The sequence below is a fragment of the Hymenobacter terrenus genome (assembly GCF_000972495.1).
In the GTDB taxonomy this organism is placed as follows: Bacteria; Bacteroidota; Bacteroidia; order Cytophagales; family Hymenobacteraceae; genus Hymenobacter; species Hymenobacter terrenus.
Genome location: NZ_LATM01000001.1, coordinates 473,229 through 497,628, shown reverse-complemented (window position 1 = coordinate 497,628; position 24,400 = coordinate 473,229). Strand labels below are relative to the sequence as shown.

Below are 24,400 nucleotides of genomic sequence, written 5' to 3'. Positions count from 1 at the left end.
GAGGATAGACGATTAGCTTAGCTAGACCTTGGTCTATCAACCGAAACATTGAAAACTTAGCTCGGCCTTTTCTGTTATGAGAATCTTTCCGCTTCTGTTATTACTGGTTTGGCAATGCCTAGCGCCGCCTTCAGTGCGTGCCCAGTGCTTGGCCCTGGACGAATTGCTGGCCCTCGGGGCAGAGCCTAACGCTCTGACTACGCCCCAGGTTGTGACCTCGCGCCTCACGTCTGAATGGACTTATAATGGGCCAACAGCGGGTTCGCGTGAGGTATTCTGGACGCTGGCCCCGGCGGAGGGAAGCGCGGTGCCCGCGGCCCGGCTCTCGATGCGGGCGCAGCGCCCCGGCCAGGACGTGGTACTGAAAACAACTCAGGCCAACTGCGTGCGCCAGCTTCGCAGCGAGCTGAAAAGCCGCAAGCTCACGGCGCAGCCGGTAACCTGCCCGAACTGCGAGGCAATGCGGTACCAAGACTCTGATTTTGAGGTTACCATCTACAGCGGAATGAAGGGCGACTATCCGTTGATAGTAGTGGCGCACCAAGTGCCCGCTCCCCCAGCCGCCCCGCCGGCTGGCCTTAGCGCCTCGACGGCCGGCACTGGCGCCTTGGCGGCGTTGCCTCCTATGCCGGCTGTGGATGTTGCCACTGCCATCAAGCTGCTTACCGACCCGCAAGTGACGGTGCTCGATGTGCGTACGCCCGATGAGTACACAGCTGGCCATTTGAATGCCGCTCAGAACCTGAGTTTCCGGGCGGCTGATTTTGTTCAGCAGCTTGATAAGCTCAATCCTCAGGGCCGCTACGTGCTGTATTGTGCCTCCGGCAACCGTAGCGGGCAAGCTGCCGCGCTAATGCGGCAGCATGGCATTGCCAACGTAACCAACGCCGGCGAGTACGAAGCCCTGAAAGCGGCCGGCGCAAAATAGGCTTCGGCCCCGGCGGCGAAGAAACCCCGGCCGCATTCTGGCGTATTTCTACGAAGACCTGGCAGATGGCTGCCGGGTCTTTTTAGTACATACCCGTCGGTATTGCCACCGTTCGGGCTGCGCCTCACTACTTCGTAATATGACTGCCGAACCTCTGCTGCCACCGCCTAATCTCACAAAACACACCTACGATATGGGCCTGATTGGCAATTGCGCCTTTCTTGCCCTCATCAAAAAAGACACCTCCGTATCCTGGCTATGCTGGCCGCGCTTCGACAGCAGCTTTGTGTTTGGGAGTTTGCTCGACAAGCAGAAGGGCGGTGAATGTAGCGTCCGGCCAGCCGTGGACGAGGAGGTAAGCTCGCACCAGTATTACCTGGATAATACCAATGTGCTGTGCACCGAAATAACGACGGATGACGGCAGCTACCGTGTCACGGATTTCGCGCCGCGCTTCGCGCAATACGACCGATACTACAAGCCGCTGATGTTTATTCGTAAGCTGGAGCCGCTGGTGGGCGCGCCGCGGGTGCGCGTGACCTGCGACCCCGTGGGGGAGTACGGCAGCAAAATTCTGAGCCGCCGCCGTAGCTCCAACCACATTGCCTATCTGGGCCTGGAAGAGGAAATCCGTCTCACCACCAACATTCCGCTCACCTACGTGCTCGAAGGGGAGGACTTTGCCCTGAATGAGACCAAATACATGGTGCTCACTTACGGCGCGCCCCTGGAAGCACCATTGGAAAGCACGGCCGAGCGGTTTTTGCGCAGCACGATTGACTACTGGCGCCGCTGGGTTAAAAACATGAGCATCGGGGATTTCTATCAGGACCAGGTCATTCGCTCAGCTCTGGCCCTAAAGGTGCACCAGTATGAAGACACCGGGGCCATCATCGCGGCTAGCACCACGAGCCTGCCCGAGGCCCCCGGCAGCACCCGCAACTGGGACTACCGCTACTGCTGGATGCGCGATACCTACTACATCCTCACGGCCTTCAATAACATTGGTCACTTCGAGGAGATGGAGCGGTATTTTCATTACATCGCCAATATTTCGACCAAGATAAAGGGCAAGTATCAGCCGCTTTATGGTATCAGTGGGGCCTCGGAGCTGGTGGAGCAGGAGCTGGATTTGGAGGGCTACATGGGCAACCAGCCCGTGCGCATCGGCAACGACGCCTACACCCACGTGCAGAACGACGTGTACGGCCAAGTGCTGGTGGCCCTGCTGCCCCTGTATGTGGACCAGCGCTTCATTAACCCCGAGCGGACTAACCCGGAAAAGCTGATTTACGAAGCGCTGAACCTGATTCAGACCACCATGGACATGCCCGATGCCGGTCTTTGGGAGTTCCGCAACCTGGCTCAGCACCACTGCTACACCTACCTGTTTCACTGGGCTGGCAGCCACGCGGCACGCAAAGTGGCCCGCGCCCTGGGCAATACCGAAATGGAGGCTCTGGCCACGCAGCTCAACGAGGAAGCCGCCCGCCGCATCGAGCAGTGCTACAGCTCCGAGCTAGGTGCCTACACCAACGCCGTGGGCTCGCCCCATCTCGATGCCAGCACCTTGCAGCTCATCCTGATGGGCTACCTCGACCCCAATTCTGAGCGGGCCCGCCGCCACCTCGAGGCCCTGGAAAAAGAGTTGAAAACGCCCGAAGGCCTATTCTACCGCTACCGCCACGCCGACGATTTTGGTACTCCCGAAACCACGTTTCTCATCTGCTCCTTCTGGTACGTGGAGGCCCTGACGGTCGTCGGCCGCACCGAGGATGCCATCCGGGAGTTCGAGCACCTCGCCCGCTATACAAATCACCTGGGCCTGCTTTCGGAGGATGTAGACGCCAAAACCGGCTCGCAGTGGGGCAACTTCCCGCAGGCCTACAGCCACGTTGGCCTCATGAACGCCGCCTATCGAATCACCAAAAAGCTCGACAAGCCCAACTTTGTCTGAAGCTCGGCCGCTCTTTTTGGAGTACACGGCTTCCTCCGGATAGCCCGGCCTGAGCTTTAGGGATAATATTTCACCTCGCTCGCAAACTAGGACCGGACTGAATTCTGGTATAGCGTGTAGTAGGTCAGTGACTGGTTTTCCGGGCTGGTTATAGCTGTTCGACATATTTGACTTCGCCCACTCCCTGCTGACGAACCTCCAGCAATCGGGCCGGGCCAGTGTAGTGCACGAAGCCGACCCCGCGGTGCTGAATGCGAATGGTTTGTTCGGCGCACACCCGCACGTTGCCAACTCCCATGTTGACCAGTTTGAGGTGTTGGGCCGCCAGGTCACGAAAGTCCAGCTCACCTTGCGACTTATTGTTGACTAGCACTTGTCCGGCCGTGCCGGCCACCAGCACGGTGCCCACACAAGCGCAGTGCAGGTTGAGCACGTCGGCCTGGAGCAGCAGCTGGGTATCGCCATTCGACTGGATTCGAATGTCGAGCGGCTCAATGGCCCGCAGTGGTTCAGGACACACAACAGAGCCTTGGCTGGCAATGTTGAGGTATTGCAACTGCCGCAGATACACTACCACCCGGAGCTGAGAGTAGGTTGGCCGGAGCAGCTTGTTTTCGGTGGTCACATACAAGGTCGCGCCGGCATTGGTCACGCCCACATGGTCGAGTAGGTTGTCATCGGTTTCGATGACGACTTTTTCTTCGTTGCCATGGCGCAGTTCTACCGTGCCGTGCACGCTCAAGTGCAGGCGGGTGAAGGAACTAACCGGCGTAGTTCGCACCGCGAGGGTGCCATTGCCTTGGAGTTGCATAAGCTGGCGGAGTTGTTTGAAAGAAAACATAAAGAGGAAAACGACTTAATCGGGCAAGGGCGAACAAGCGCAGCCGTGGGCCTGTAGCAGCGCGGCCACGGCGTGGGCATCGGGCAGGCCTTCGGGGCTTTCTACTCGCAGCACCCGGTCACAGTCGGTGAGGTCGAAGGTGATGCGGTAGGTTGGGAAATGCGCTTGCAGGTTGTGCAACAGCGCAGTAGCCTTGCGACGGGTAGCTACGTTGGTTCGGAATACTTCAATATCAGCCATAAGCAAGCGGCCGATGACGAAGAGTGCCAGAGCCGATGTAAAATTCCGGCCGGCCAATCCCTGTTCAATTACAGTTCCGGGAGGCTTATGTATACCTGCGGGAGCCACTTCCAAACAACCCAGCAAAAATCCCGGAGCTGTAAGCTGAACGCCTTTTTTTGTAAACGCGCCGAACTGGCAAGACCGACTTTTGCAGAGTCCTTGACCGTTTTCTGCCCTGTCGCCCCACCGTCAGCGCACGCCGAGGTCTAGAAACAGCCTTTCTTTTTCCTTAATCCACTCTCTTCAGGTCTGTAGAAATGAGTAATGTTGACGAGGACCATTCTCTTCCGCACCCGAACAGCTCCTGGAGCAGGAACTTGTCTACAACCGAGTTAGTGGAGCAGGCACAGCAACTAGAAGCCCCCACTGGTAAGGGCTATATGGCGCACTGGGGTATAGAAGGTATCCGTATGGACTATGCCCGCTGGCGTTACCACGAGCCTTTCGCGGCCGAGTGGCGCACCGAACGGGAAGCGGTGCACCTGCGCTTCAACCTTCGCGGCCGCACCATCCTTGAAAATGACCAAGCAGGCACTGTGGTCCACCTGGCCAGCTCGGAGCACAACCTGTTCTATTCCCCAGGGTTCGACGGCCTCATCCGCCACGAGGAGCTAGAGTCGGAAACATTCAGCCTACAGTTTAGTAAGCCCGCTTTTCTAATGTTGGCCCAGCAGGCCACCGAGCCATTGCGCCGCTTCTGCGCCGCTGTACTTCAGGGGCAGGAGCTGGTGCTCAGTCCGTGTGGGCTGCCGCTCACCCTCTCCTTGCACACGGCCATCCGCGAGGTGCTGGGCTGCCGTTTTACCGGGCCGCTGAAGAAGCTGTTCCTCTACTCTAAAGCCCTCGAACTGGTAGCCTTGCAAGCTTATGCCATCGAGCAGCAAAGCCAGCCGCAGCATCGCTACGTGCGCACCGACTACGACCGGGAGCGGCTGCTCTTCGCTCGCGACTACCTCATTGAGCACCGCGCCCTGCCGCCCAGCCTATTGGAGTTAGCGCGCGTGGCTGGGCTCAATGAGTTCAAGTTGAAGAAAGGCTTCAAGGAACTGTTCGGCCACACCGTTTTTGGCTACCTCAGCGAGCAGCGGCTGGCCGACGCCAAAGCCCAGCTGCAGGAGCGCCAAAAAACGGCCAGCGAGCTAGCTTTTGAACTGGGCTATTCTTCGGTGCAGCACTTCAGTTCGGCCTTTAAAAAGAAATTTGGCGTAAGCCCCACCCAATTGCGCGGGTAGCAGTAGCTGGCTGCAATTAGCTGCGTTTTTGGGCTAACCGGCCCGGTCGGGAGAGCAATCCAGCCGCACGTATTTTGGATTTCCACCTTGGTTGGCGGGTGGGGGCTGCACCCCACCCGCCAAGCGTGCTTTCCGAGTACAGCTCCGGAACAGTAAGCTATGGAAGTAGCTTGCGCAGGAGCTGCCGCACATCGGTGGGAGAGGCTACGTGGAAACGGGCGGATGAATGCGGGGCCGAGCCTACGCGAATGGTATACGCCTCGGGAGGCATGGCCCGGAAGGTGTCTTCGTCGGTGCGGTCGTCGCCCAGGGCCAGCGTGAAGGTGGGGCTGTAGGTGCTGAGCCAGCGGGCCGCAGCTGTGCCCTTATTGATGCCAATATTTTTAATTTCCAACACCTTATTGCCCTCCAGTACTTGCAAGTCAGTGTTGGACGTCATAAAGGACAAGTGGTTAAGTAACTCGCGGGAACGGACGGTGCCGAGTTCCTCGTCGGCGCGGCGGTAGTGCCACACCAGGGAGTACTCTTTTTCCTCGATAAAAGAGCCAGCGGTGCGAGCCACGTACAACTCCAGCACGGGACGCAATTCGCGCTTCCAGTCGTTGCGCAGGGCCTGAAACAAGCTCCATTCTTCGCCCGCCGCGCGCAGCCACACGCCATGCTCGGCAATGAAATCGACAGGCAGGTGCCCCAGCCATTTTTCCAGCGTAGTCCGGTCGCGCCCGCTGATAATGACCACCCGGTTTTGCGGAATATCGGTGAGGGCGCGTAGCAACAGCAGCAGCTCCTGGTCGGGCTGAGCCCGCTGAGGGTTGGGGTGGAAGGGCACCAGCGTGCCGTCATAATCGAGCAGTAGTAGGCGTTGCTCGGCCGCGTGGTAGGCCCCAATGAGTTGGCTGGTGGGAGCGGGAGCCAGGGTTTCGGTGGCCAAGGTTTGCTGCTTCATCTTAGTGTAGGTCAGCTGGTTCAGAAACAGCTTGGTCCAGGAAAACACGTTGTAGCGCTTTACCAGCGTCTGCATGGCGGCCATGCGCTGCGTCTGCTCTTCTTCGGGCATCACCAGCGCGTCGTGCATGGCCTCCGCCAACTGGTTAATATCGGTGGGGTTGATGATGAGAGCATCGGACAGTTCGCGGGCGGCACCGGCTCGCTCGCTGAGGATGAGCACCCCCTTCTGGTCGGCCTTGCTGGCAACAAACTCCTTGGCTACCAGATTCATGCCATCGCGCATGGGCGTAACGAGCGCCACCTCGGCCAGGCGATACAGGGAGGCCAGCTCTTCCAGCGGCAGCGAGCGGTAGAAATAATGAATGGGGTTCCAGCTGATGGTGCGGAAATGCGCATTGATGCGGCCCACCAATTCGTCGATTTCCTCCTTCAAAGCCGCGTATTGGGCCACCTGGTCGCGCGAGGGCACCACCAGCATAATCAGGCTGACCTGTTCGCGCCACTCCGGGTAGCGTTGCAACAGCAGCTCAAACGCCCGCAGACGCTGAGCAATGCCTTTGGTGTAGTCGAGCCGGTCGATGCTGAGAATGACGCGGGTATCGCGCAGCACCTCGCGGTATAGAGCCTCGTGCTGGCGGGCTGCTTCCGAGTCGGCGGCTTTGGCGTAGCGCTGGTAATCAATGCCCATGGGGAAAGCATCGACGCGCACGGCGCGTTGTGCCACTGCAATCTGCCCATTTTGGGCGGCCAGGCCTAGCACCTGCGATACGGCGCTGAGGAAATGACGCATGTAGCCAAAGGTGTGAAAGCCAATCAGGTCGGCTCCCAACATGCCCCGCAGCAGCTCATTGCACCAGGGCAGCACCCGAATCAATTCGTAGGATGGGAAGGGGATGTGCAGGAAAAAGCCGATGGTGGCCTCGGGCCGGGTTCGACGCAGCATTTCGGGCAGCAGCAGCAGCTGGTAGTCATGCACCCAGATGGTGTCGTCGGGGCCGGCCAGCGCCAATACTGCCTGGCAGAATTTCTCATTCACGGCCACGTAGGCCTCCCAGTGGCTTTGCTCGTAGGTGGCGAACTGGGTGAAGTAGTGGAAAGTAGGCCAGAGCGTGGAGTTGCTGAACCCCTCATAAAAGTCGCGGATTTCGGCTTCGGTCAAGAACACTGGGGCCATGCTGTCGGCCTGTAGCTGCTCGGTCACGTACTGCTCCTCAGTGGTATCGTTCACGAACAGGCCGGGCCAGCCAACCCATACATTGCCCTCCTGCCGGTAGATGGAGCCCAGCCCTGTGGCCAGCCCGCCTTCGCTGGGCTGAAAAGTGAGGGTTTCTTCGGTGCGTTGGACTTTAGTAGGCAGGCGGTTGGAGACAATTATTGTTCTTGACATAGCTCGTGAGAAGGATGATTTTCCCTGGGTTTACGGAAAAAAAGCTCATCCAGTCGATTTTCACCGAAGATGAAGGCGGCGGGTAGCAACGCATAAGCGCTGAAAAAAAGCCGTTTTCCAACTTACAGGACCAGTTTATGGAGTCGCTTTCAGTCCGGTAGCACAAGGGTTGAAGCTGGAACGGCAGCCAATAAAAAGTCCCGGCCAATTTTGGCCAGGACCAACATTTACGTGATGAAAACGCGCCGACAAAAGAGTAGTTAATATCCGTCGCAAGTCGGCGCCTACTCTAGTCAAGGCCGCCCCTTGCTACCCGCGTTACTTCACGTCCACGAGTTCTACGTCGAAGCGCAAGACCGAATTCGCCGGAATAGCTCCCACGCTCCGCGCCCCATATCCCAGTGCGGATGGAATCAGCAGCACGCCTTTCTCGCCCTTGCGCATGAGGGCAATTCCTTCATCCCAGCCGTCAATTACCTGGCCGCGACCGAGCACGAAGCTGATAGGCTTGTTGCCATTCCGCGACGACGCATCGAATACGGTACCATCCATTAGCGCCCCGGTGTAGAGCACCGAAACCGTTTTGTTGGCTGCGGCCCGTACGGCGGTTGTGTCGGTCGTTACCGGCACGTAGTATAGCCCGGAGCCTTGCCGTTGCGCATTGGTTATCTTGTTGTCATTAAGATATTTCTTGATGATTTCTTCATCATTCGGATTATCTTTTTTACAAGCCGTGCTCAGCAGGCCGGCGGTGCCTAGCAAGATGAAGAGTAACAGCCGAAGCGTAACTGCGAAAGAAGGAATTTGCATAGTTTTCATTTGGTCATAAAATGTAAAAATAGGTACTTATCGTTGATTACAGGCACAAAGACAGCGCCCGGTATTGTGCTGTTCTACAATAGTAGACGAACGGCCAACTGCTGCCAACCAGCTTCCCGGCCGCCTGATTAGCCCTCCTGTTCCACTGGCAAGAGGACCTTCTTTATCTCGGCGGGCTTGTGTTTGTAAAAAAACAGAATCAGCAGCGGCAGCAGTGTTAGCTCGGCGACCACCCCGAAGAGCAGCGTGAGGCCGATGAGAAAGCCCACGTAAAACGTGCCATCGAAGGACGAGAACAGCAGCGTGGAAAAGCCGCCAACCAGTATCAGCGAGGTGACGATAACCGCTTTGCCCGCCAACAGATACGTGTGCCGCACCGCCCTGAAAAGCGAAGTTTCGTGGGCGAGCGTGAGACGTAACTTGCTGATGAAGTGAATGGTGTCGTCCACCGCGATGCCGAAGGCGATGGTGAAAATAATGCTTGTGCTCACCTTCATGCTGACCCCGGCCAGGCCCATCACCCCCGCCACGATGAGGATGGGCACCAGGTTGGGAATGAGCACCACCACCGTCATGCGCAAGGATTTGAACAACGCCAGCACAATGAGCGTGACCATCACGATGTCGATGCTCATGCCCGTTATCATATTCAGGGTTAGATTTTCATTGTTCTTGTCGATAAGGTTCGACGAGCCGGTGAGGCGGGTCTGGAGCACTGTGGTGTCGATGGCCGTGCGCAGGTAGCGGCGCAAGTTGTCGTTCAGGGCATCGGCGCGGATGCTGCCCACATCGGCCATGCGGCCGGTGAGGCGGCCGGCCCGGCCATCGGGCGTCACCAGGGCGCGGAATTCGGGCTTTTTGCGGAAGAGCTTCAGCTTGCTGCGCAGCCGGGCCAGTTCCAGCGAATCGGTGGGCAGGCGGTATTCGGCCAGCCCACCGCCATTGAGGGCTTTGCGCACTGACTTAACCAGCGTGACCGGCGAGGCGGCAAAGCGCAGGCCGTATGTGTGTTGCAGGTAGGTTTCGATTTGCTCGGTCTGGCGCAGCACGGCCAGGTCGTAGACATCGCGACCCCCAGTCGGTAGTAGCTCCAGCTCGAAGGGCCGTACGCCGGCAAACTGCTTCTCGAAAAACGCGAAATCCAGTCGCACGGGGTCGTTTTTTGACAAGTCATCGAGCAGCGAAGAGTTGATGCGCACCCGCGTGGCCAAGCCGATGGACGTGGCCAGCACCAGCCCGCTCACCACGAAAATCAGCCGCCGCCGGACCAATATCTGCCGGAACAGGCGGCCCAGCACGCCGTCCCAGCTGTGGCCCTGCTGGCGCGGCACCCGCAGCTGGGGCTTGCGGAGCAGCAACAGCAGCGCCGGCAGCAGCGTGAAGCTGAGCACGAAAGCCAGCAGCACGGCAATGCCAGTAAATAGCCCGAAGTTGTAAATCGGCCGGATGCTGCTGGTCATCAGCGTGAAAAAGCCGAGACTGGTGGTGAGGGCCGAAAGCCCGGAGCCAAACCCCGATTCCTTCAGCGTAACCCGCAGAGCTTCTTTTTTGCCGGCGCCGTAGCCCAGCTCGGTCACGTAGCGCGTGATAATGTGCACGGTATCGGAAGTGCCCACCACGAACATCATCACCGGCAGCAAGGCCGTCATCAGGTCGATGCTCACGCCGCAGGCCCCCATCACGCCCAGCCCCCACAAGATGGCCCCAAGCACCACCACCAGCGGCAGCACCACGCCCCACCACGTCCGAAACGTGAACCAGAGCAGGGCCGTGACGAGCAGCACCGAGAGGCTCATGAACACGGCCAACTCCCATTGCAGCCGGTCAACGAACACCGACTGGGCCACGGCGCGCCCCGCGAAATGGTAGGCTTTTTCTGGAAAATGCAGTTGCGTGAGCCCCCCGCGCAGGGCGGCCAGCAGCGAGTCGCCGGGTGGCTTCTTGAGGTCGGGCGTGGTTTGAATGACCAGGGCCACGGCCCGCGCATCGGGGCTGAATACGTTGCCCACGAGGCCCGGCGTGCGGTAAATCAGCGTGGAGTCCTGGGCGCGGCGGGCGGGCTCGTCGGGGTGCAGGTAGGGCAGGTTGAAGAAGCCCAAGCCTTCCACCACCGGGTTGCTGAGCGTGGTGGGGGAGGTGACGGCCACCACGTGCCGCTGCCGCTTCGCCAGCCGCGTGAGCGAATCGACCCGCTGCAAAAAGCCGGGGTCGAACACCGTTTTCCCTGCCGGGGCTTCCAGGCCCAGCAGCAGGTAGTCGTTGTCGTTGCCGAAGCGCCGGGTGTAGCCCTGGTAGTAGTCCAGGTCGGGGTCGCCGGCAGGGTAGAAGTCGTTGAAATTGTAGTTGAACCGCAGCTGAGCCACGTAAAACGCGCTGAGGGCGGAGAGCAGCCCGAGCACAAGCAGGGCTAAATAGGCAGTTCGGCGAAGGGACATAGATAAGGTGATGCGGCTTCGGAGGCCGCATGGTCGGGGCCACAACGCGGGCGAGTCTTTCGGGCTTATCCCCCAACCAAACCAACACGGCGGCTCCCTGCAACGCCCCAGTTTCCGCAATTGTTTCGGCTGGCTCAGTAGCGCGAACTGTGTAGTTCGCGTCCCCGGTGGATACCCGAACGACGGCCAGAGAATTTTAACGGCGCAACAGCGCGAACTACAAAGTTCGCGTTACCACCGTCGGAGCGGTGCATGGCGAAGCAGCCGCCCCGCCCCGACGCCACCAGCCAGTGGTATTACTTTTCGCACAAGCGCTTTGACTTATTGAAGCACGCGGTTTGGCGATGCAAATACATTGTCCGGCTGGCTCATCTTTGCGGCCTATTTCACGCCAAATGCTTGCATTTATGCTTATGAGAAGAACATTATTCTTTACGCTGGCCCTGTGTTGTCTCCTTTACACCACCCAGGCCCAGACCCCGACGCCAACCCAGGCCCTGAAGAAAGCCATCCTGAAAAACGACGCCCCGACAGCTGAAACCCTGCTCACCGCCGGCGCCGACCCCAATGCCGTGGTCGAAGTGGTGCCGGGCTTTCCCACCACTTACCTGATTACTGCCGCTTCCAACAACAGCCTCGCGCTGGTGCAGCTCCTGCTCAAGCACAAAGCCCAGGTCAACCAAGCCGATGGCTTCAAAGCCACCGCCCTCATGGCCGCCGTGGGCAAAGGCAGCAAGGCGATAGTGGAGCTGCTGCTGGCCAGCGGCGCCGATGCCAAAGCCAAAGACGACGAAGGAAAAGACGCCCTGACCCTCGCCAAAGCAGGCGGCAACCCGGAAATCGTGACGCTGCTGGAGCAGAAGTTGAAATAGCGTGCTGCTGCCCCAAGCGGCGCCCATTGTGTATCTTAGCCTAACGGCCGCTTTTGGTCACCATTCCCTTCACCCTTCGTTTCCCATGAAAAAGACCCTGCTCGCCCTCGGCCTGTTTGCTTTCGTTGGCACCACCGCTTTCGCCCACGATGGCCATGACAAAGACGGTAAAAAAGGCAAGAAAGAAACCTGTTCCAAAGGCATGGCCGGTGCCAGCTCGTGCTGCATGAAAGGCGGCAAAACCGCCGCCGCAAAACCCGCCGTGAAAGCCCTCGCTACCGTAAAGCTGTAGTTACCAAAGGCCTCGGCCACTGCTTACACACTCAAAAGCCGCTTCCGAAACGAAGCGGCTTTTTCGTTTAGCAGCCCAGGTTGCGAGCAAACCCCCGGGGCGACATCTTAGCGCCTATCCGAAGAGGCAGGACTTTCGATCCGGATAGGCGCTGATTGACTTCCGTACAATTATCCTTTTCAAAGACCCGCCCGAGTACAATGACCGGCGAGTAGACTAACCGTCACTCGCTGTAGCGCGGCACGAAGAAACTGGAGTGGCCAAGCGCTTCAACGGAAGTGGAGAGAATCAGAAAATATTTTTTCACATTCTCTCCAACTTGGGAGAGAATGTGAAAAAATATTTTACTTCCTCTCCCAACTTGGAGAGAATGTGAATTATTTTTTCACATCTTATCCACAATCTTTTTCATGGCCTGCGCCCTCACCCATTCCAATGCCTCCACCTCCCTACTGGCCGTGCGCACCCACTTCGGGCCCACCCAGGCCGCTTGCTTAAAAGCTGTTTGCGTTAGCCGAAAAGTCTTTTAAATCGGTCATACTTTATCTGGCGTCCGCCTGTCGAAGCATCTCTCCTGCGCCAGTAATCCCAATCGATAGAGATAGTATTGCGGGAGAGCTGCTTCGACCAACTCAGCAGGACCGTTTTTAGTAACGCAAACAGCTTCTTAGCGCCGTTTCGGGGGCTATGTACCGCCTACGGGACAGCACCTCCGAACCGCTCTAGTAGAACATTACCCATCAAGCGCGTTAAAAGCCCCAGCGGAGCGACACTCATGGGCCGGATGTCGTTTCGCTGGGGCTTTTGCGTCCGGTATCAGCCGTTTTACTATTAGGATGTCGCTCCGCTAGAACTTGTTCGCAACATCAGACCAGCAGTAATCCGGGTGTCAATTACTCAGGTTGAATGCGCAACTGTGCGGGTTTCACAAGAAGCCTCCGCCGCCACACCCTGGCCCAGCTGTGCCTGGCTTTGGCTCCGTACCCCCGGCGCACGGCCGCGCAGCTGGCCGACGAGCTGGGCTTCAGCCGCCAAACGGTGGTGATGGCGTTGGCCCTGCTGCTCCCGCCCGGCTTCATAGCCTACGAAAAGGCGGGGCGCAACCGCTACACCCGCCTAGGCGAAGATTGGCTGCTGCTCCTGCTCACGGGCGAGCCGGCGCCGGCTGCTCCCTAGCGGCCGGCGCTTATTTTTGGCGTTTAGTCGGCCCTGTTGCCCTTAATTACCGCCTTCGCTCCAAGCCCCATGCGCCAGTACCAAGCCCTCCTCCGCCAAATTCTCGACACCGGCACCGTCAAAACCGACCGTACGGGCACGGGCACCTTGTCCATTTTCGGCCCCCAGATGCGGTTCAATCTGGCGGAAGGCTTCCCGCTCGTCACGACCAAAAAGGTGCATTTAAAGAGCATCATCCACGAATTGCTATGGTTCCTCAAGGGCAACACCAACATTGCCTATCTCAAAGAGCACGGCGTAAAAATCTGGGATGAGTGGGCCGATGCCAGCGGCGACCTGGGCCCCGTCTACGGCCACCAGTGGCGCTCCTGGCCCGACGGTCACGGCGGCCACATCGACCAAATCAGCCAGATTATCCAGCAACTCAAGACCCAGCCCGACTCGCGCCGCATCCTCGTTTCGGCTTGGAACGTGGCCGAGCTGCCCGAGATGAAATTGCAGCCCTGCCACGCGCTGTTTCAGTTTTACGTCGCCGATGGCAAGCTCTCCTGCCAGCTCTACCAGCGCTCGGCCGACGTGTTCCTCGGCGTGCCGTTCAACATCGCCAGCTACGCACTGCTCACCCTGATGGTGGCGCAAGTAACGGGCCTGCAACCCGGCGAATTCATCTGGACCGGCGGCGACACTCACCTGTATTCCAATCACCTCGACCAAGCCCGCCTGCAACTAGAGCGTGAGCCCCGCCCGCTGCCCCAGATGCGGATTAACCCCGAGGTGATGGATATTTTCGGCTTCCGGTTCGAGGATTTCAAGCTGGAAAACTATGAGCCCTGGCCCGCGATAAAAGCGCCGGTGGCGGTGTAGCGCAAGATTCCGCAGAGTAGAAAAGCAAGTCCCGCAAAGTCATAAGCCACTTCGCGGGACTTGCTTTTCTACTCTGCGGAATCTTGCGCTAAAAATGAGAGCTGAATTTCTGATAGAAAGTTAATTTGACCGATTTGGCAAATGGGTTTAATGGCTGCAACATTCGCCGTAAAAGCCGCATCTGCTCCCAGCAGCTCCGCCCGCGCAAATAGCCCTTCCCGACACTCCATACCGGCTTGCCGCGCCGTCCGTAGCACCTGCGCCCGGCGCACGCCCGCCACGCAGCCGCTGGCCAGCGAAGGGGTGAACAGTACGTCATCCTTCACCCAGAAAATGGCCGCCGCGCCGGCTTCCGCTACGTGCCCGGCCGCGTCGCAAAGAATGATTTCATCGAGCCCCCGCTGCTGCCGTTCGTGGGCAGCCCGCACGTAGAGCCATGCTTGCGGGCCTTTGCAAAAGCTCAGCGGCGAATATATGGAATGCGTTTCCAGTGCGAAGTCCGCCCTGGCCACAGGTGTTTCGTCAGCTACAAAAGCCTCGGCGGTGGCCAGCCACTCGACCGCATCAGTGGGCGGGGCGTAGCGGCCACCACCGGCCCGCCAGAGTTGCAGCCGCAAGCGGGCTGCGGGCAAGTGGTTGGCGTGGGCCAGATGAGCCAGGGTTGTTTCCAGGGCTTCGGCTGTGGCCAGCGCAGCGGGTAGCGCGAGGTGAAGAGCGGCAGCGGCCAGCTGCATGCGGCCGAGGTGGTTGGGGGCGAGGCGCAAGCGGCCGTCCGCAAAAACCAAGGTTTCAAAGAAACCGTCGCCGAAGGCAAGGCCGCGATTGGGCAGCGGTAGGGCGAAGGATTCAGCATCTCGCAGCTCGCAATTGTATAATACTAGCTTCATTGCGCCATTCACAACATCCGTGCAATCCCAAAAATCGGCTTTAATCCGTAGTTCATATTAACCCGAACTTCTTGCCCGGCAGCGCCCGCACCACGCCCCGAAACTCCAACCCCAGCAGCAGCGAGGCCACGGCGTGAATGGGCAGTTGCGCCTTCCAGGCCAGCTCATCCATCTGCTCTTCGCGGCCATTGGCGGCGGCTAGCACCGTTATCAGAGCAAACTCGTCGGCGGTGAAATCATCGGCCGAGTGGGAGGGGGCGGGCTTGAACTTGCCCGACTGGTGCAGGGCCTCGTCCCAATTCAGCAGTTGCTCCAGGTCCAACGGTTCGGCGTAGAGCGCGGCTTTGTGGTTTTTGATAAGCGCGTTGCAGCCTTCCGAAGCGGGCGAGCCCAGGTTGCCGGGCACGGCCAGCACGTCCCGGTCGTAGCTCAGGGCCAGCTCGGCGGTTATCAGAGCCCCTCCTTTTATGGCGGCTTCCACCACTACCGTTCCATCCGCAAGGCCGGCGATGATGCGGTTGCGAGCCGGGAAGTTGTAGCGGTCAGGCGGCGTGCCGAATGGAAACTCCGTGAGCAAGCCGCCTTGCTCGCGCATTTTCTCGGCCGTTTTCTGATGGGTGTGGGGGTAGATTCTGTCCAGGCCGGTAGCCATGACGCCCACGGTTTCCAGTCCTTCCTGCAAGGCGGCGCGGTGCGCCATGATGTCGATGCCATAAGCCAAGCCACTCACCACCAACGGATGGTGTGGTACCAAACCTTTTACAATGCGCTCGGTTTGCTCACGCCCGTACTCGGTGGCTTTGCGCGTGCCCACCAAGGCCACGGTTTTGGGCGCGTTCAGGTCGGCCGTGCCTTGGTAGTAGAGGATAGCCGGCGCGTCGGGAATCAGCTTCAGGCGGCTGGGAAAGCGCTTGCTGGTGTAGAACAGAATTTCGATATGCTCCTTCTCGGCCTTTTTCAAGTCGGCTTCTGCTTTGCGAAAGGCAGTTTCCCGCTCGGGCCCGGTGAGGATTTTGATTGTAGCATCGCCCACACCGGGAATGCGACGGAGCTTGCCGGGCGGTGTCATCAGCACGTTTTTAGCGGAGCCGCCGTAGCTCATCAGCTGCCGCGTGAGCTGCGGGCCGATGCCGGGCAGGAGCGTAAGGGCAAGTTCGTGGAAGAGGGTGTCGTCGTTCATTGGGTAACCTCACCCCCGGCCCTCTCTCCCAAAAAGAGGGGGAGGCAGGCAGGTAGGCCAGTATAGTAGGGGTTGTCTGCCTGAGGGGGCGCGAGAGGTTACTCAGCGTCTGTTTTGCTTGCTGCTTCCACCTCTTTCTTCAGGCTCACCAGAAACGCCCGGACCTTTTCCAGGCTCTGCACCACGTCAATCTTCTCCTTGAGCTGCGGGCCTTTTTGCTTGAGCATGTCGCGGGCGCCGGGGATGGTGTAGCCGCGCTCTTTTACCAAATGGTAGATGGTGCGGAACACCTCAATGTCCTGCGGGGTGTAGAGACGGTTGCCCTTCTTGCTGCGGCGGGGGCGCAATTCGTCGAATTCCGTCTCCCAAAAGCGAACGAGCGACTCGGCCACCTTGAATTGGGCGGCCACCTCGCCGATGGTGAAGTACTGTTTCTCAATGCTGCGCTCTTTGTAGGGCATATGGCTACCTTTGCAATTCCCCCGAAAAGTACCTAAAAAAACTGCATCCACCGCCATCACCATTGGCGTCGCATTCCGCTTATGTCGCTCCCCACCGCTTCGCACGTCCGCCAACAATTCCTCGATTTCTTCGCTTCCAAAGGCCACCACATCGTGCCCTCGGCCCCCATTGTGGTGAAAGACGACCCCACCCTGCTGTTTATCAACAGCGGCATGGCCCCGTTTAAAGACTATTTCCTGGGCAACAAGCCCGCCCCCTACAAGCGCATTGCCGATACCCAGAAGTGCCTGCGGGTGAGCGGTAAGCACAACGATTTGGAGGAAGTCGGCTACGACACGTACCACCACACCATGTTCGAGATGCTCGGCAACTGGTCGTTTGGTGACTACTTCAAGAAGGAAGCCATTGCCTGGGCCTGGGAGCTGCTCACCGAAGTATTCAAGCTGGATAAAGACCGGCTCTACGTCACGTATTTCGAAGGCGACACCGGCGACAACCTCGGCGCCGACACCGAAACCCAGGAGCTGTGGCGCCAATACACGACCGACGACCGGATTCTGCCCGGTAATAAAAAGGACAACTTCTGGGAGATGGGCGACACCGGCCCCTGCGGCCCGTGCACGGAAATCCACATCGACCTGCGCTCAGAAGAGGAGCGGGCCCAGAAATCAGGCCGCGAGCTGGTGAATGCCGACCACCCGCAGGTGGTGGAAGTGTGGAACAACGTATTCATGGAATTTCAGCGCCTAGCCGATAAGTCCCTGGTGAAGCTGCCGGCTCAGCACGTGGATACGGGCATGGGCTTCGAGCGCCTGATGATGGCCGTGTCGGGCGTGAAGTCGAACTACGACACCGACGTTTTTCAGCCGCTCATTCAGTTCATCGCCAAGGAAGTAGGCGTGGAGTACCACGGCACCGCGCCCGCCACGGTGAACGACCAGCCGGCCACCGAAAACGAGAAAACCGACATTGCCATCCGGGTCATTGCCGACCACATCCGCACCATCGCCTTCACCATTGCCGACGGCCAGCTGCCCAGCAACGTGAAAGCCGGCTACGTCATCCGCCGCATCCTGCGCCGGGCCGTGCGCTACGCGTTTTCGTCGCTCAATCAAAAGCAGCCGTTCCTGTTCAAGCTCGTGCCCGTGCTGGCCGACCAGATGGCCGGCATTTTCCCCGAGCTGAAGCAACAGACCGCTTTCGTACAGCGCGTCATTGAAGAGGAGGAAATTTCCTTCCTGAAAACACTGGAGAACGGCTTGCGCCGGATTGATGCGTTAGAAGAAAGCACCCGCGCCAATGGCAGCCGCATCGACGGTAAAACCGCTTTTGAACTGTCCGATACTTTTGGTTTCCCGCTGGACCTCACCGCTCTTATTGCCCGCGAAAAGGGCTTGACCGTGGATGAGGAAGGCTTCAAGCAGGAACTGGAGGAGCAGAAGAAGCGCAGCCGCAACGCCCAGGAAACCGAGCAGAGCGACTGGACCATTGTGGCTGATACCGACGAGCAGCCCGCTTTCGTGGGCTACGATTTGGACGCCGCCCCGGCCCATATTCTGCGCTACCGCAAGACCACGGCCAAGGGCAAAACGGAATACCAGGTCGTGCTCGACCAAACGGCTTTCTATGCCGAAAGCGGTGGGCAGGTGGGCGACACGGGTTTCCTGGAAGGCGACTTTGCCACGCTCCGAGTGGTCGATACGAAGAAGGAAAACGACCTTATCGTTCATACCGTCCTGGATTTGCCCGAAGACCTGACCGGCGAATTCATGACCCGGCCCGATGCTGCCCGCCGCACCCAGATTCGGCAGAACCACTCAGCTACGCACTTGCTGCAAGCGGCCCTGCGCGAGGTGTTGGGCGCACACGTGCAGCAAAAAGGCTCCTTGGTCAACGAGAAGCTGCTGCGTTTCGATTTCTCGCACTTTACCAAGGTAACGGATGACCAGCTGCGCCAGATTGAGCGCATTGTGAACGAGAAGATACGCCAGCAAATCCCGCTGGAAGAGCGTCGCAACGTGCCCATCGCCGAGGCCAAGAACCTAGGTGCCATGGCTCTGTTCGGTGAGAAATACGGCGAGTTCGTGCGCGTCATCACCTTCGACAAAGACTACTCGGTGGAACTGTGCGGGGGGCTGCACGTGCCCAACACCGGCAGCATCGGCTACCTGAAAATCACGACCGAAAGCGCCGTGGGCGCCGGTGTGCGCCGCATCGAGGCCGTGACCGGCGCCGGTGCGGAGGCGTACGTGGACCAGCAGCTCGACCTGCTGACTCAGGTGCGCGAAACGCTGGGCAACCCCCAGCACCTCATCACGAGCATCGAGAAGCAAAACGAGGAAATTGCCGCCCTTCGCAAGCAAATCGAACAGTTTGCCCAGCAAAGTATCAACCAACAGAAGGAGCAGCTGGTAGGCCAAGTGAAGCCGCTGAATAGCGTGAACTTCCTGGCCGCGCAAGTGCAGGCCAGCAGCGCCGACGCCCTCAAAACCCTGGCCTTCAACTTACGTCAGGCTTTGCCCAACTTGGTGGCCGTCCTCGGTGCCGAAATCGACGGTAAGCCCCAGCTGGCCGTGATGCTGGACGACGAAATTGCCAAAGGTGGCAAGCTCAACGCCACTACGCTGGTGCGCGAGCTGGCCAAGGAAATCCAGGGCGGTGGCGGCGGGCAGCCGTTCTTCGCCACGGCCGGCGGCAAAAACGTGGCTGGGCTGCCCGCGGCAATTGCCAAAGCTGAGGAACTAGTAGGGAAGGGACTGGCGTAAGCCACCTCCTCATCTTGAAAAGCGCTGCTTTGTCACGACTATCACTAGCTCAATGATAAAATTATAACGCCCATCTACGTTGACAACTGCTTAGATTAAGTAGTCGTCAACGCAGATGGGCGTTATGGTGTAGCTCTATTGTCAGTTAGTCAACAACTAGGCTCTTGTTATTTATTGGCACTGATACCCAAACGTAGTGCGGATACGGCGCAAGGTGGAAGAGTTCTGATCGAGCACAGTCAGCTTGTTGGTTGCGTCGTATTGGCCGGTCAGCGTGGCTGTTTCGTTGGGGGTGCGCACGCCGGCGGCGTTGACGTTGTACACCGCGAAGCCGCTGGGGGTATTGCGATGCCAAAATTCGCCGGGGAACGTTTCGACTTCGCCGGCCAGAGCCAGGACGGTGAGGGCCACTCGGTTCGGCACGTTTTGGTAGGGGGAAGGCTGGTTGGTGAAGGTGTAGTCCGTCTGTAGCTCACCTGTGTTGCCGGTCGAAAACTTTAAGCGCAACCGTTCGTTGATGACGTTGCCGTTGCCGTCGTAGGTGAAAGTAAAATCCCGCTCAGTAGCTAATGAATTGAGGGGCAGTACCTGATTTGTTTCTTTGATGCCACTTAGTCGCCCCGGCGCGGCATAGGTCAGTGTATACACTGCTCGTTGCCGGCCCAGCCGGCTATAGACAGCCTGGGAAGGACTGCTGGCCCCCGGAGCATACTCAAACACGATGAGGTTGAGGCTGTCGACGGCCTGGGTGAGCAGGCCGTTCTGGTATTGAAGCTGGTAATTCGTTTTTCGCTTCACTGGTCCGAACCCCTGAACGATGCTCTGCTCGCTTTCCGACACGAGCAGGCCATTGCTATATCCAAAGCGACGGTCGATAAAATCAGTGAAAGCACCATTTCGCTCCAACTGCTCGGTGGCGCTGGTCAGGTAGCAGGTGGAGGTGCCGGGGTTAGTGCCACCACCGGGCTCTACTGGTGGGTCTCCCGGAACGCATTGCGTCAGGACAAGGCCTAATAGGCCCAGCGAAAGAAATTTGAAAAACGCCTCGTCATATTTACGCCGTTTGTCGGGCGACGACCCGCTGGTTTTGGTTGCCATAACAGAAGAAATATACGTCCTGCTTCTGTCCGTCATTCCTCGACCACCTCAATGATGCCCGAGGCCAGTATAGTCAAGTATTTGCAGTAACCTACTACATTTGCCGCATTAAACAGCCACAGCGCCTCCACCGCTACGACTGTCCCCAAGGGACCCTTTTCACGGCCCGTTTGCCTTGCTGAATTTTTTTACCGAACTCCGGGCTTACCTGCAACTGGCAGGTCACTCCGCGTTCGTGCCACTGTTTGCACGCTGCCTGTCGGCTTCCGACCCGTAACGGTTTCTTTTTTCTGGACTGATTGTGCAATTGTGAGATTATCTGGCTGTTTCACCATGCCATAGACTCGCTCGTGCTAACGCGCTTGCTCCTTTTTGCGCTTGCAGCTTAGTGTTGCAGCATATGTGAACCCTTTTACTTTCTTTTTTCATTTTTCAACCCCTCTCTGCATGAATACCATTTCCCTACTCAAACCCATATGTGTGCTTGCTTGTGTGGCAGCCATGCAAACCGCGGCGGCCCAAGGAGTGCCCACGTTTAGTGGCAATAGCCTGTTTGGCAATCAAACTACTGTGCCCTTTCAGATTATTGCAGCACCGGCAAACGTTCAAGGACCATACATGGAATTGATTCACAACAGCAGTACCGATGCATCGCGGGCAGGCAGCATTGGCTATGTCGCTGGCTATAATTCCTTAAACCCAGCCGGCACCTCACACACTTTTGTTTCGCGTACGTCAACTGGCAGTTGGATTTCTCACTTGCGCATTTTGCAAAATGGTCAGGTACAGATAGGCGACCAAGCACCAAGCACGCAGCAAACGAACTACAAGCTTTCGGTTGATGGCAAGCTGGTTGCCAAGTCTTTGTATGTGCTCGCCCCCGGCTATTGGGCTGATTTTGTTTTCGAGCCTACCCATAAGTTCATGCCTTTGCCAGAGCTGGAAATGTACTTGCAGCGCAACAAGCACCTGCCCACCATGCCATCGGCTAGCGAAGTACAGGCCAAGGGCTATGACGTGACGGAAATGAATGCAAAACTGCTGCAATCAGTTGAAGAACTAACCCTACAGGTTATCGAACTCAACAAAGAACTGCAAAAGTTGAAAGCTCAAGTAGCTGTCGCCAAGTAAGCATCCCGTCAGGCCTAACAGATTTTAGCACATGAGGATTTTAACCAAACTGCTACTGGTTCTGCTTTTGCTAGCAGGACCGCAAACACGATTGCACGCGCAGTGCAGTAGCAGTCCAATGATTACCCGGTTTGCCGACTGGGATTGGGCCATCGACCCATCGCATCCAGATTACTGCCGCACATGGAATATCCAGCGTCTCAATGGCCCTATCGTGAGCGTTGGAGCACCGTGGGTTAGGGCAAGCGGTGGCGCTTTGTTGCAAATCCAATTCAACAAGGATTACACGAGGGAGAAGGGATGGGAACTGTTGAGATATGATTTTGGTGCAGTTACGGCTCGCCAGACACCTTATTTCATCCTGTATAACAAGTATACCAGCCTGATTCGAATATTCTTTTTCATGGATAATAGCCAGGGCACCTACGTTAATGGGGCCCTTATCACAATGAAATACGCTTCCGGCAATGGCAGTCTTTATCCGGCTACCTTAACGCTGAGCAATAGCTTGCTTAAAAGTAGCGACACGTATTTGCAGGGCGCGGCGGGCACTGGCGAAATCATGACATATGTGGCAAAAATTGACAATGCTGGCTGGGTGATGGGAGAGTTCAATGCTGGATTCGATCCACAAATCAGGAGCCAAGCTTATGCTGGTCACGCTTTGGAGTTTGAATTGCAGGGCATTGTCAATAGCGATATTGACCTCGCCGGCTCTATGGATTGGAAAACTACTGCCCAGGAAGGATATGGATTAGCCGGCAAAGAAGGTGAAATTGTTACGGACATCCGGCCCCCCACCAGTTCTGACCCCGCTACCGGCCTCAAAAGCTTTCTGGCGAAAGGGCAGAAAGTGCTGGGCAAGGTATCCAAAGATGATGTTGAGAAATTTTTGACAAAGGCCGCCGAACGTGCGCAAAAAGCCAAAGAGTTGTTTAACCCAGGTTCTACGGCCAGTTCGTCGAAACTAAGGACTGCCAACACGTTAATTAAGCTAGCCGGAGAAGGGTCAAAGCTACCCGGCACTATCAAAAAAATAACGGAAATTGCTGGAGGTGTTAATATTGCCTTTGGGGTTTTGGGAAGCGTCGTTGGCTTTTTGTTTCCGTCGGATGACACCGCTGCACCGCAGGCACCAACATTCATCCCCACCGTCTCAACCGGCACTCTTGCACTTAAAGGCAGTATTACCACTACTTATCCTCTTGCGCGCGCCCTGGTACAATTACCAGGTACTCAACATTTAGGATTTGGAACTACTCAACCGTATTACGATTGCGCGCTGGGCCTATTCACTCTCAAAAACACGCCTATTCTAAATAAGAGAGCATGGTGGGGCGTTGACCCGATGAGTATTTATTCTCATCCTATGGTTGATGATGTACGCAGCTTCGTTTCATTCCAGGTCGCTAACGATTTGATTCCCAGCTATAATAAAGCGGCAGGCTTAAAGCTAGTATCTGTTCAAGCGGCCATCGTTGCTGAAGAGTCTCTCGCTGGATTCAAGCCGATTCCCTCGATAGTAAACGAAATTGTTTATGCAGATGAGAATAAAGTAATGCATCAAACCCCATTTGTCGATTTAACATGTTTTAAAAACATGGCATTTACGGCAAACAATCCGTTGAATTCTAATGGAAACTACGTGTCGCCAAAAATATTTGTTAGGATAAAAGCCATTCTGAAGCGCGAGGACGGGTTGGACACAACTCCCATCTTTTTTGTGCAAGACTATGCCGTCCAGTTCAATGAAAACGCGCCGGCTACATCCCGTACTTTTTCTTCTTCAGGGGACCCTTATGATAATATGTATGACACTCCCCCGTTTAGCAATCTAGAATTTGATTATGATAACTTTCCTTATTTAGTAAAGCACCCTTTGACTGCAAGGCTTGGCACTAATACCACTCCAATAATGCCAACTGATAATAGAATTTCTCCCATTGGGTCTTACTGGAATTTTCCTTGGACAGCGGCAGTGGGTCCCCCTTCGTGGGACGCTAGTCCTCCTGGGGCGGTTATGACTTTTGACCATCCTGGCACGAGCACTCCGTCGTATATCACTGCCAGCGAGCAGATTTATTTTGGAGAAAATTTTAGTGTTACAGCAGGAACCAACTTTGTAGCCACCACCGATGCGCTTCCTCATTTACAGAACGCCTATTGTGGGCCGCTAGTCATCGACCCCGCCGTAGCGCTTATGGGAACCTGTCCCTACAACATTACCGCTCAGCGAACCATCGCCCAGACTCCTGGGGTGGTAACTGCTACACAAGGTAAAGCCGCCAACCCACAACTAACAGTGTATCCGAACCCAAGTTTCGGGGAGGTAACTGTTACGACGGAAGGGATAGAGGAAGATGCTACATTATTGGTATATGACTCGTTTGGGCGCTTGGTAAACAAGTTAAGCCATCTGCCCGTAGGCAAGCAGTCGCACAAAGTGAGCCTGCTTGGCCAGCCTTCAGGCATTTACATCGTTAGGTTGCAATACGGCACGAAAAGCATCAGCCAAAAGGTTACGCTGCAGTAAGCGCATCCCAACCAAGGAGCCGATGGTTTCGCAATCACGGCTTGTTAGTACTCATATTTTTAAAAAAGTCCCGGCTGCTCAGTCGGGACTTTTTTTTGGTCGCTTCGGGTCAGCCCCGGGCTGGCCTTTTCATTGTCTGCATGTTTTCATTGGTTTAAGAAGGTGGAAGGAATTAGATAATCAGTCAGTTACTGACTTTGATAGTCAATAGCTACCCAAAAATAGAGCCTCCGCATCCCCCAGAATTTGATTATTATCAAATTCTAATAATTATAAAGGCTATGTCCCGCCGGGTAGTCTGCGGCCGCACA

19 protein-coding genes are annotated in these 24,400 nt (G+C 57.1%); 10 read left to right on the top strand and 9 right to left on the bottom strand.

Annotated elements, in window-relative coordinates:
• The first annotated feature begins 133 nt into the window (after positions 1-133).
• Positions 134-928, top strand: coding sequence for a rhodanese-like domain-containing protein (locus tag WX88_RS30680; RefSeq protein ID WP_197076641.1), 795 nt, complete (start codon positions 134-136; stop codon positions 926-928).
• A 139-nt stretch (positions 929-1,067) separates the two neighbouring features.
• Positions 1,068-2,885 carry a glycoside hydrolase family 15 protein gene (locus tag WX88_RS02135; protein ID WP_046242621.1) on the top strand — a complete coding sequence of 606 codons (1,818 nt, stop codon included), beginning with the start codon at positions 1,068-1,070 and terminating at the stop codon, positions 2,883-2,885.
• Between the two features lie 148 nt (positions 2,886-3,033).
• On the opposite strand, the gene WX88_RS02130 is transcribed toward WX88_RS02135, so the two are convergent.
• Complete coding sequence (locus WX88_RS02130) at positions 3,034-3,726, bottom strand: head GIN domain-containing protein (protein WP_046242620.1); 693 nt, start codon at positions 3,724-3,726, stop codon at positions 3,034-3,036.
• A 15-nt stretch (positions 3,727-3,741) separates the two neighbouring features.
• The gene (locus WX88_RS02125) at positions 3,742-3,966 is read right to left on the bottom strand and encodes a hypothetical protein (protein WP_046243069.1); all 225 of its coding nucleotides are present in this window, start codon (positions 3,964-3,966) and stop codon (positions 3,742-3,744) included.
• A 359-nt stretch (positions 3,967-4,325) separates the two neighbouring features.
• Here WX88_RS02125 and WX88_RS02120 point away from each other — a divergent pair, with 359 nt between their 5' ends.
• On the top strand, positions 4,326-5,240 hold the full coding sequence (locus WX88_RS02120) for a helix-turn-helix transcriptional regulator (RefSeq protein WP_046242619.1): 915 nt from the start codon (positions 4,326-4,328) through the stop codon (positions 5,238-5,240).
• 157 nt (positions 5,241-5,397) lie between these two features.
• On the opposite strand, the gene WX88_RS02115 is transcribed toward WX88_RS02120, so the two are convergent.
• From WX88_RS02115 to WX88_RS02105, 3 genes are all read right to left on the bottom strand, one after another.
• On the bottom strand, positions 5,398-7,575 hold the full coding sequence (locus WX88_RS02115; protein WP_046242618.1) for a bifunctional alpha,alpha-trehalose-phosphate synthase (UDP-forming)/trehalose-phosphatase: 2,178 nt from the start codon (positions 7,573-7,575) through the stop codon (positions 5,398-5,400).
• Positions 7,576-7,893: 318 nt separating this feature from the next.
• The gene (locus WX88_RS02110) at positions 7,894-8,385 is read right to left on the bottom strand and encodes an FKBP-type peptidyl-prolyl cis-trans isomerase (RefSeq protein ID WP_082115842.1); all 492 of its coding nucleotides are present in this window, start codon (positions 8,383-8,385) and stop codon (positions 7,894-7,896) included.
• A 137-nt stretch (positions 8,386-8,522) separates the two neighbouring features.
• Positions 8,523-10,829, bottom strand: coding sequence for an efflux RND transporter permease subunit (locus tag WX88_RS02105; protein ID WP_046242617.1), 2,307 nt, complete (start codon positions 10,827-10,829; stop codon positions 8,523-8,525).
• 413 nt (positions 10,830-11,242) lie between these two features.
• Here WX88_RS02105 and WX88_RS02100 point away from each other — a divergent pair, with 413 nt between their 5' ends.
• From WX88_RS02100 to WX88_RS02085, 4 genes are all read left to right on the top strand, one after another.
• Positions 11,243-11,701, top strand: a complete 459-nt coding sequence (locus WX88_RS02100; RefSeq protein WP_197076640.1) for an ankyrin repeat domain-containing protein — start codon at positions 11,243-11,245, stop codon at positions 11,699-11,701.
• Between the two features lie 85 nt (positions 11,702-11,786).
• Positions 11,787-11,993 carry a hypothetical protein gene (locus tag WX88_RS02095; protein WP_046242616.1) on the top strand — a complete coding sequence of 69 codons (207 nt, stop codon included), beginning with the start codon at positions 11,787-11,789 and terminating at the stop codon, positions 11,991-11,993.
• A gap of 906 nt (positions 11,994-12,899) precedes the next feature.
• Entirely contained in the window at positions 12,900-13,169 is a 270-nt protein-coding gene (locus WX88_RS02090) for a helix-turn-helix domain-containing protein (protein ID WP_046242615.1), read from the top strand.
• Positions 13,170-13,238: 69 nt separating this feature from the next.
• Positions 13,239-14,033 (top strand): thymidylate synthase, encoded by a 795-nt coding sequence (locus tag WX88_RS02085; protein ID WP_046242614.1) that lies wholly within the window; start codon positions 13,239-13,241, stop codon positions 14,031-14,033.
• A 68-nt stretch (positions 14,034-14,101) separates the two neighbouring features.
• Here WX88_RS02085 and WX88_RS02080 read toward each other — a convergent pair whose 3' ends face one another.
• The 3 genes from WX88_RS02080 to WX88_RS02070 form a co-directional block, all read right to left on the bottom strand.
• The gene (locus WX88_RS02080) at positions 14,102-14,920 is read right to left on the bottom strand and encodes an aminotransferase class IV (RefSeq protein WP_046242613.1); all 819 of its coding nucleotides are present in this window, start codon (positions 14,918-14,920) and stop codon (positions 14,102-14,104) included.
• A 52-nt stretch (positions 14,921-14,972) separates the two neighbouring features.
• Entirely contained in the window at positions 14,973-16,100 is a 1,128-nt protein-coding gene (gene dprA, locus WX88_RS02075; RefSeq protein WP_046242612.1) for a DNA-processing protein DprA, read from the bottom strand.
• 98 nt (positions 16,101-16,198) lie between these two features.
• Positions 16,199-16,561 carry a MerR family transcriptional regulator gene (locus WX88_RS02070; protein WP_046242611.1) on the bottom strand — a complete coding sequence of 121 codons (363 nt, stop codon included), beginning with the start codon at positions 16,559-16,561 and terminating at the stop codon, positions 16,199-16,201.
• Positions 16,562-16,642: 81 nt separating this feature from the next.
• On the opposite strand from WX88_RS02070, the gene alaS reads away from it, so the two are divergent.
• Positions 16,643-19,327: an alanine--tRNA ligase gene (alaS, locus tag WX88_RS02065; RefSeq protein ID WP_046242610.1), complete on the top strand. Its 2,685-nt coding sequence runs from the start codon at positions 16,643-16,645 to the stop codon at positions 19,325-19,327.
• Positions 19,328-19,498: 171 nt separating this feature from the next.
• On the opposite strand, the gene WX88_RS02060 is transcribed toward alaS, so the two are convergent.
• Complete coding sequence (locus tag WX88_RS02060) at positions 19,499-20,425, bottom strand: hypothetical protein (RefSeq protein ID WP_046242609.1); 927 nt, start codon at positions 20,423-20,425, stop codon at positions 19,499-19,501.
• Positions 20,426-20,872: 447 nt separating this feature from the next.
• Between WX88_RS02060 and WX88_RS27085 the strand changes: the two genes are divergently transcribed.
• A complete protein-coding gene (locus WX88_RS27085; protein ID WP_052732246.1) occupies positions 20,873-21,556 on the top strand; it encodes a hypothetical protein in 684 nt (227 codons plus the stop codon).
• 31 nt (positions 21,557-21,587) lie between these two features.
• Positions 21,588-24,089: a T9SS type A sorting domain-containing protein gene (locus WX88_RS02050; RefSeq protein WP_046242608.1), complete on the top strand. Its 2,502-nt coding sequence runs from the start codon at positions 21,588-21,590 to the stop codon at positions 24,087-24,089.
• The last annotated feature ends 311 nt before the right edge of the window (positions 24,090-24,400 follow it).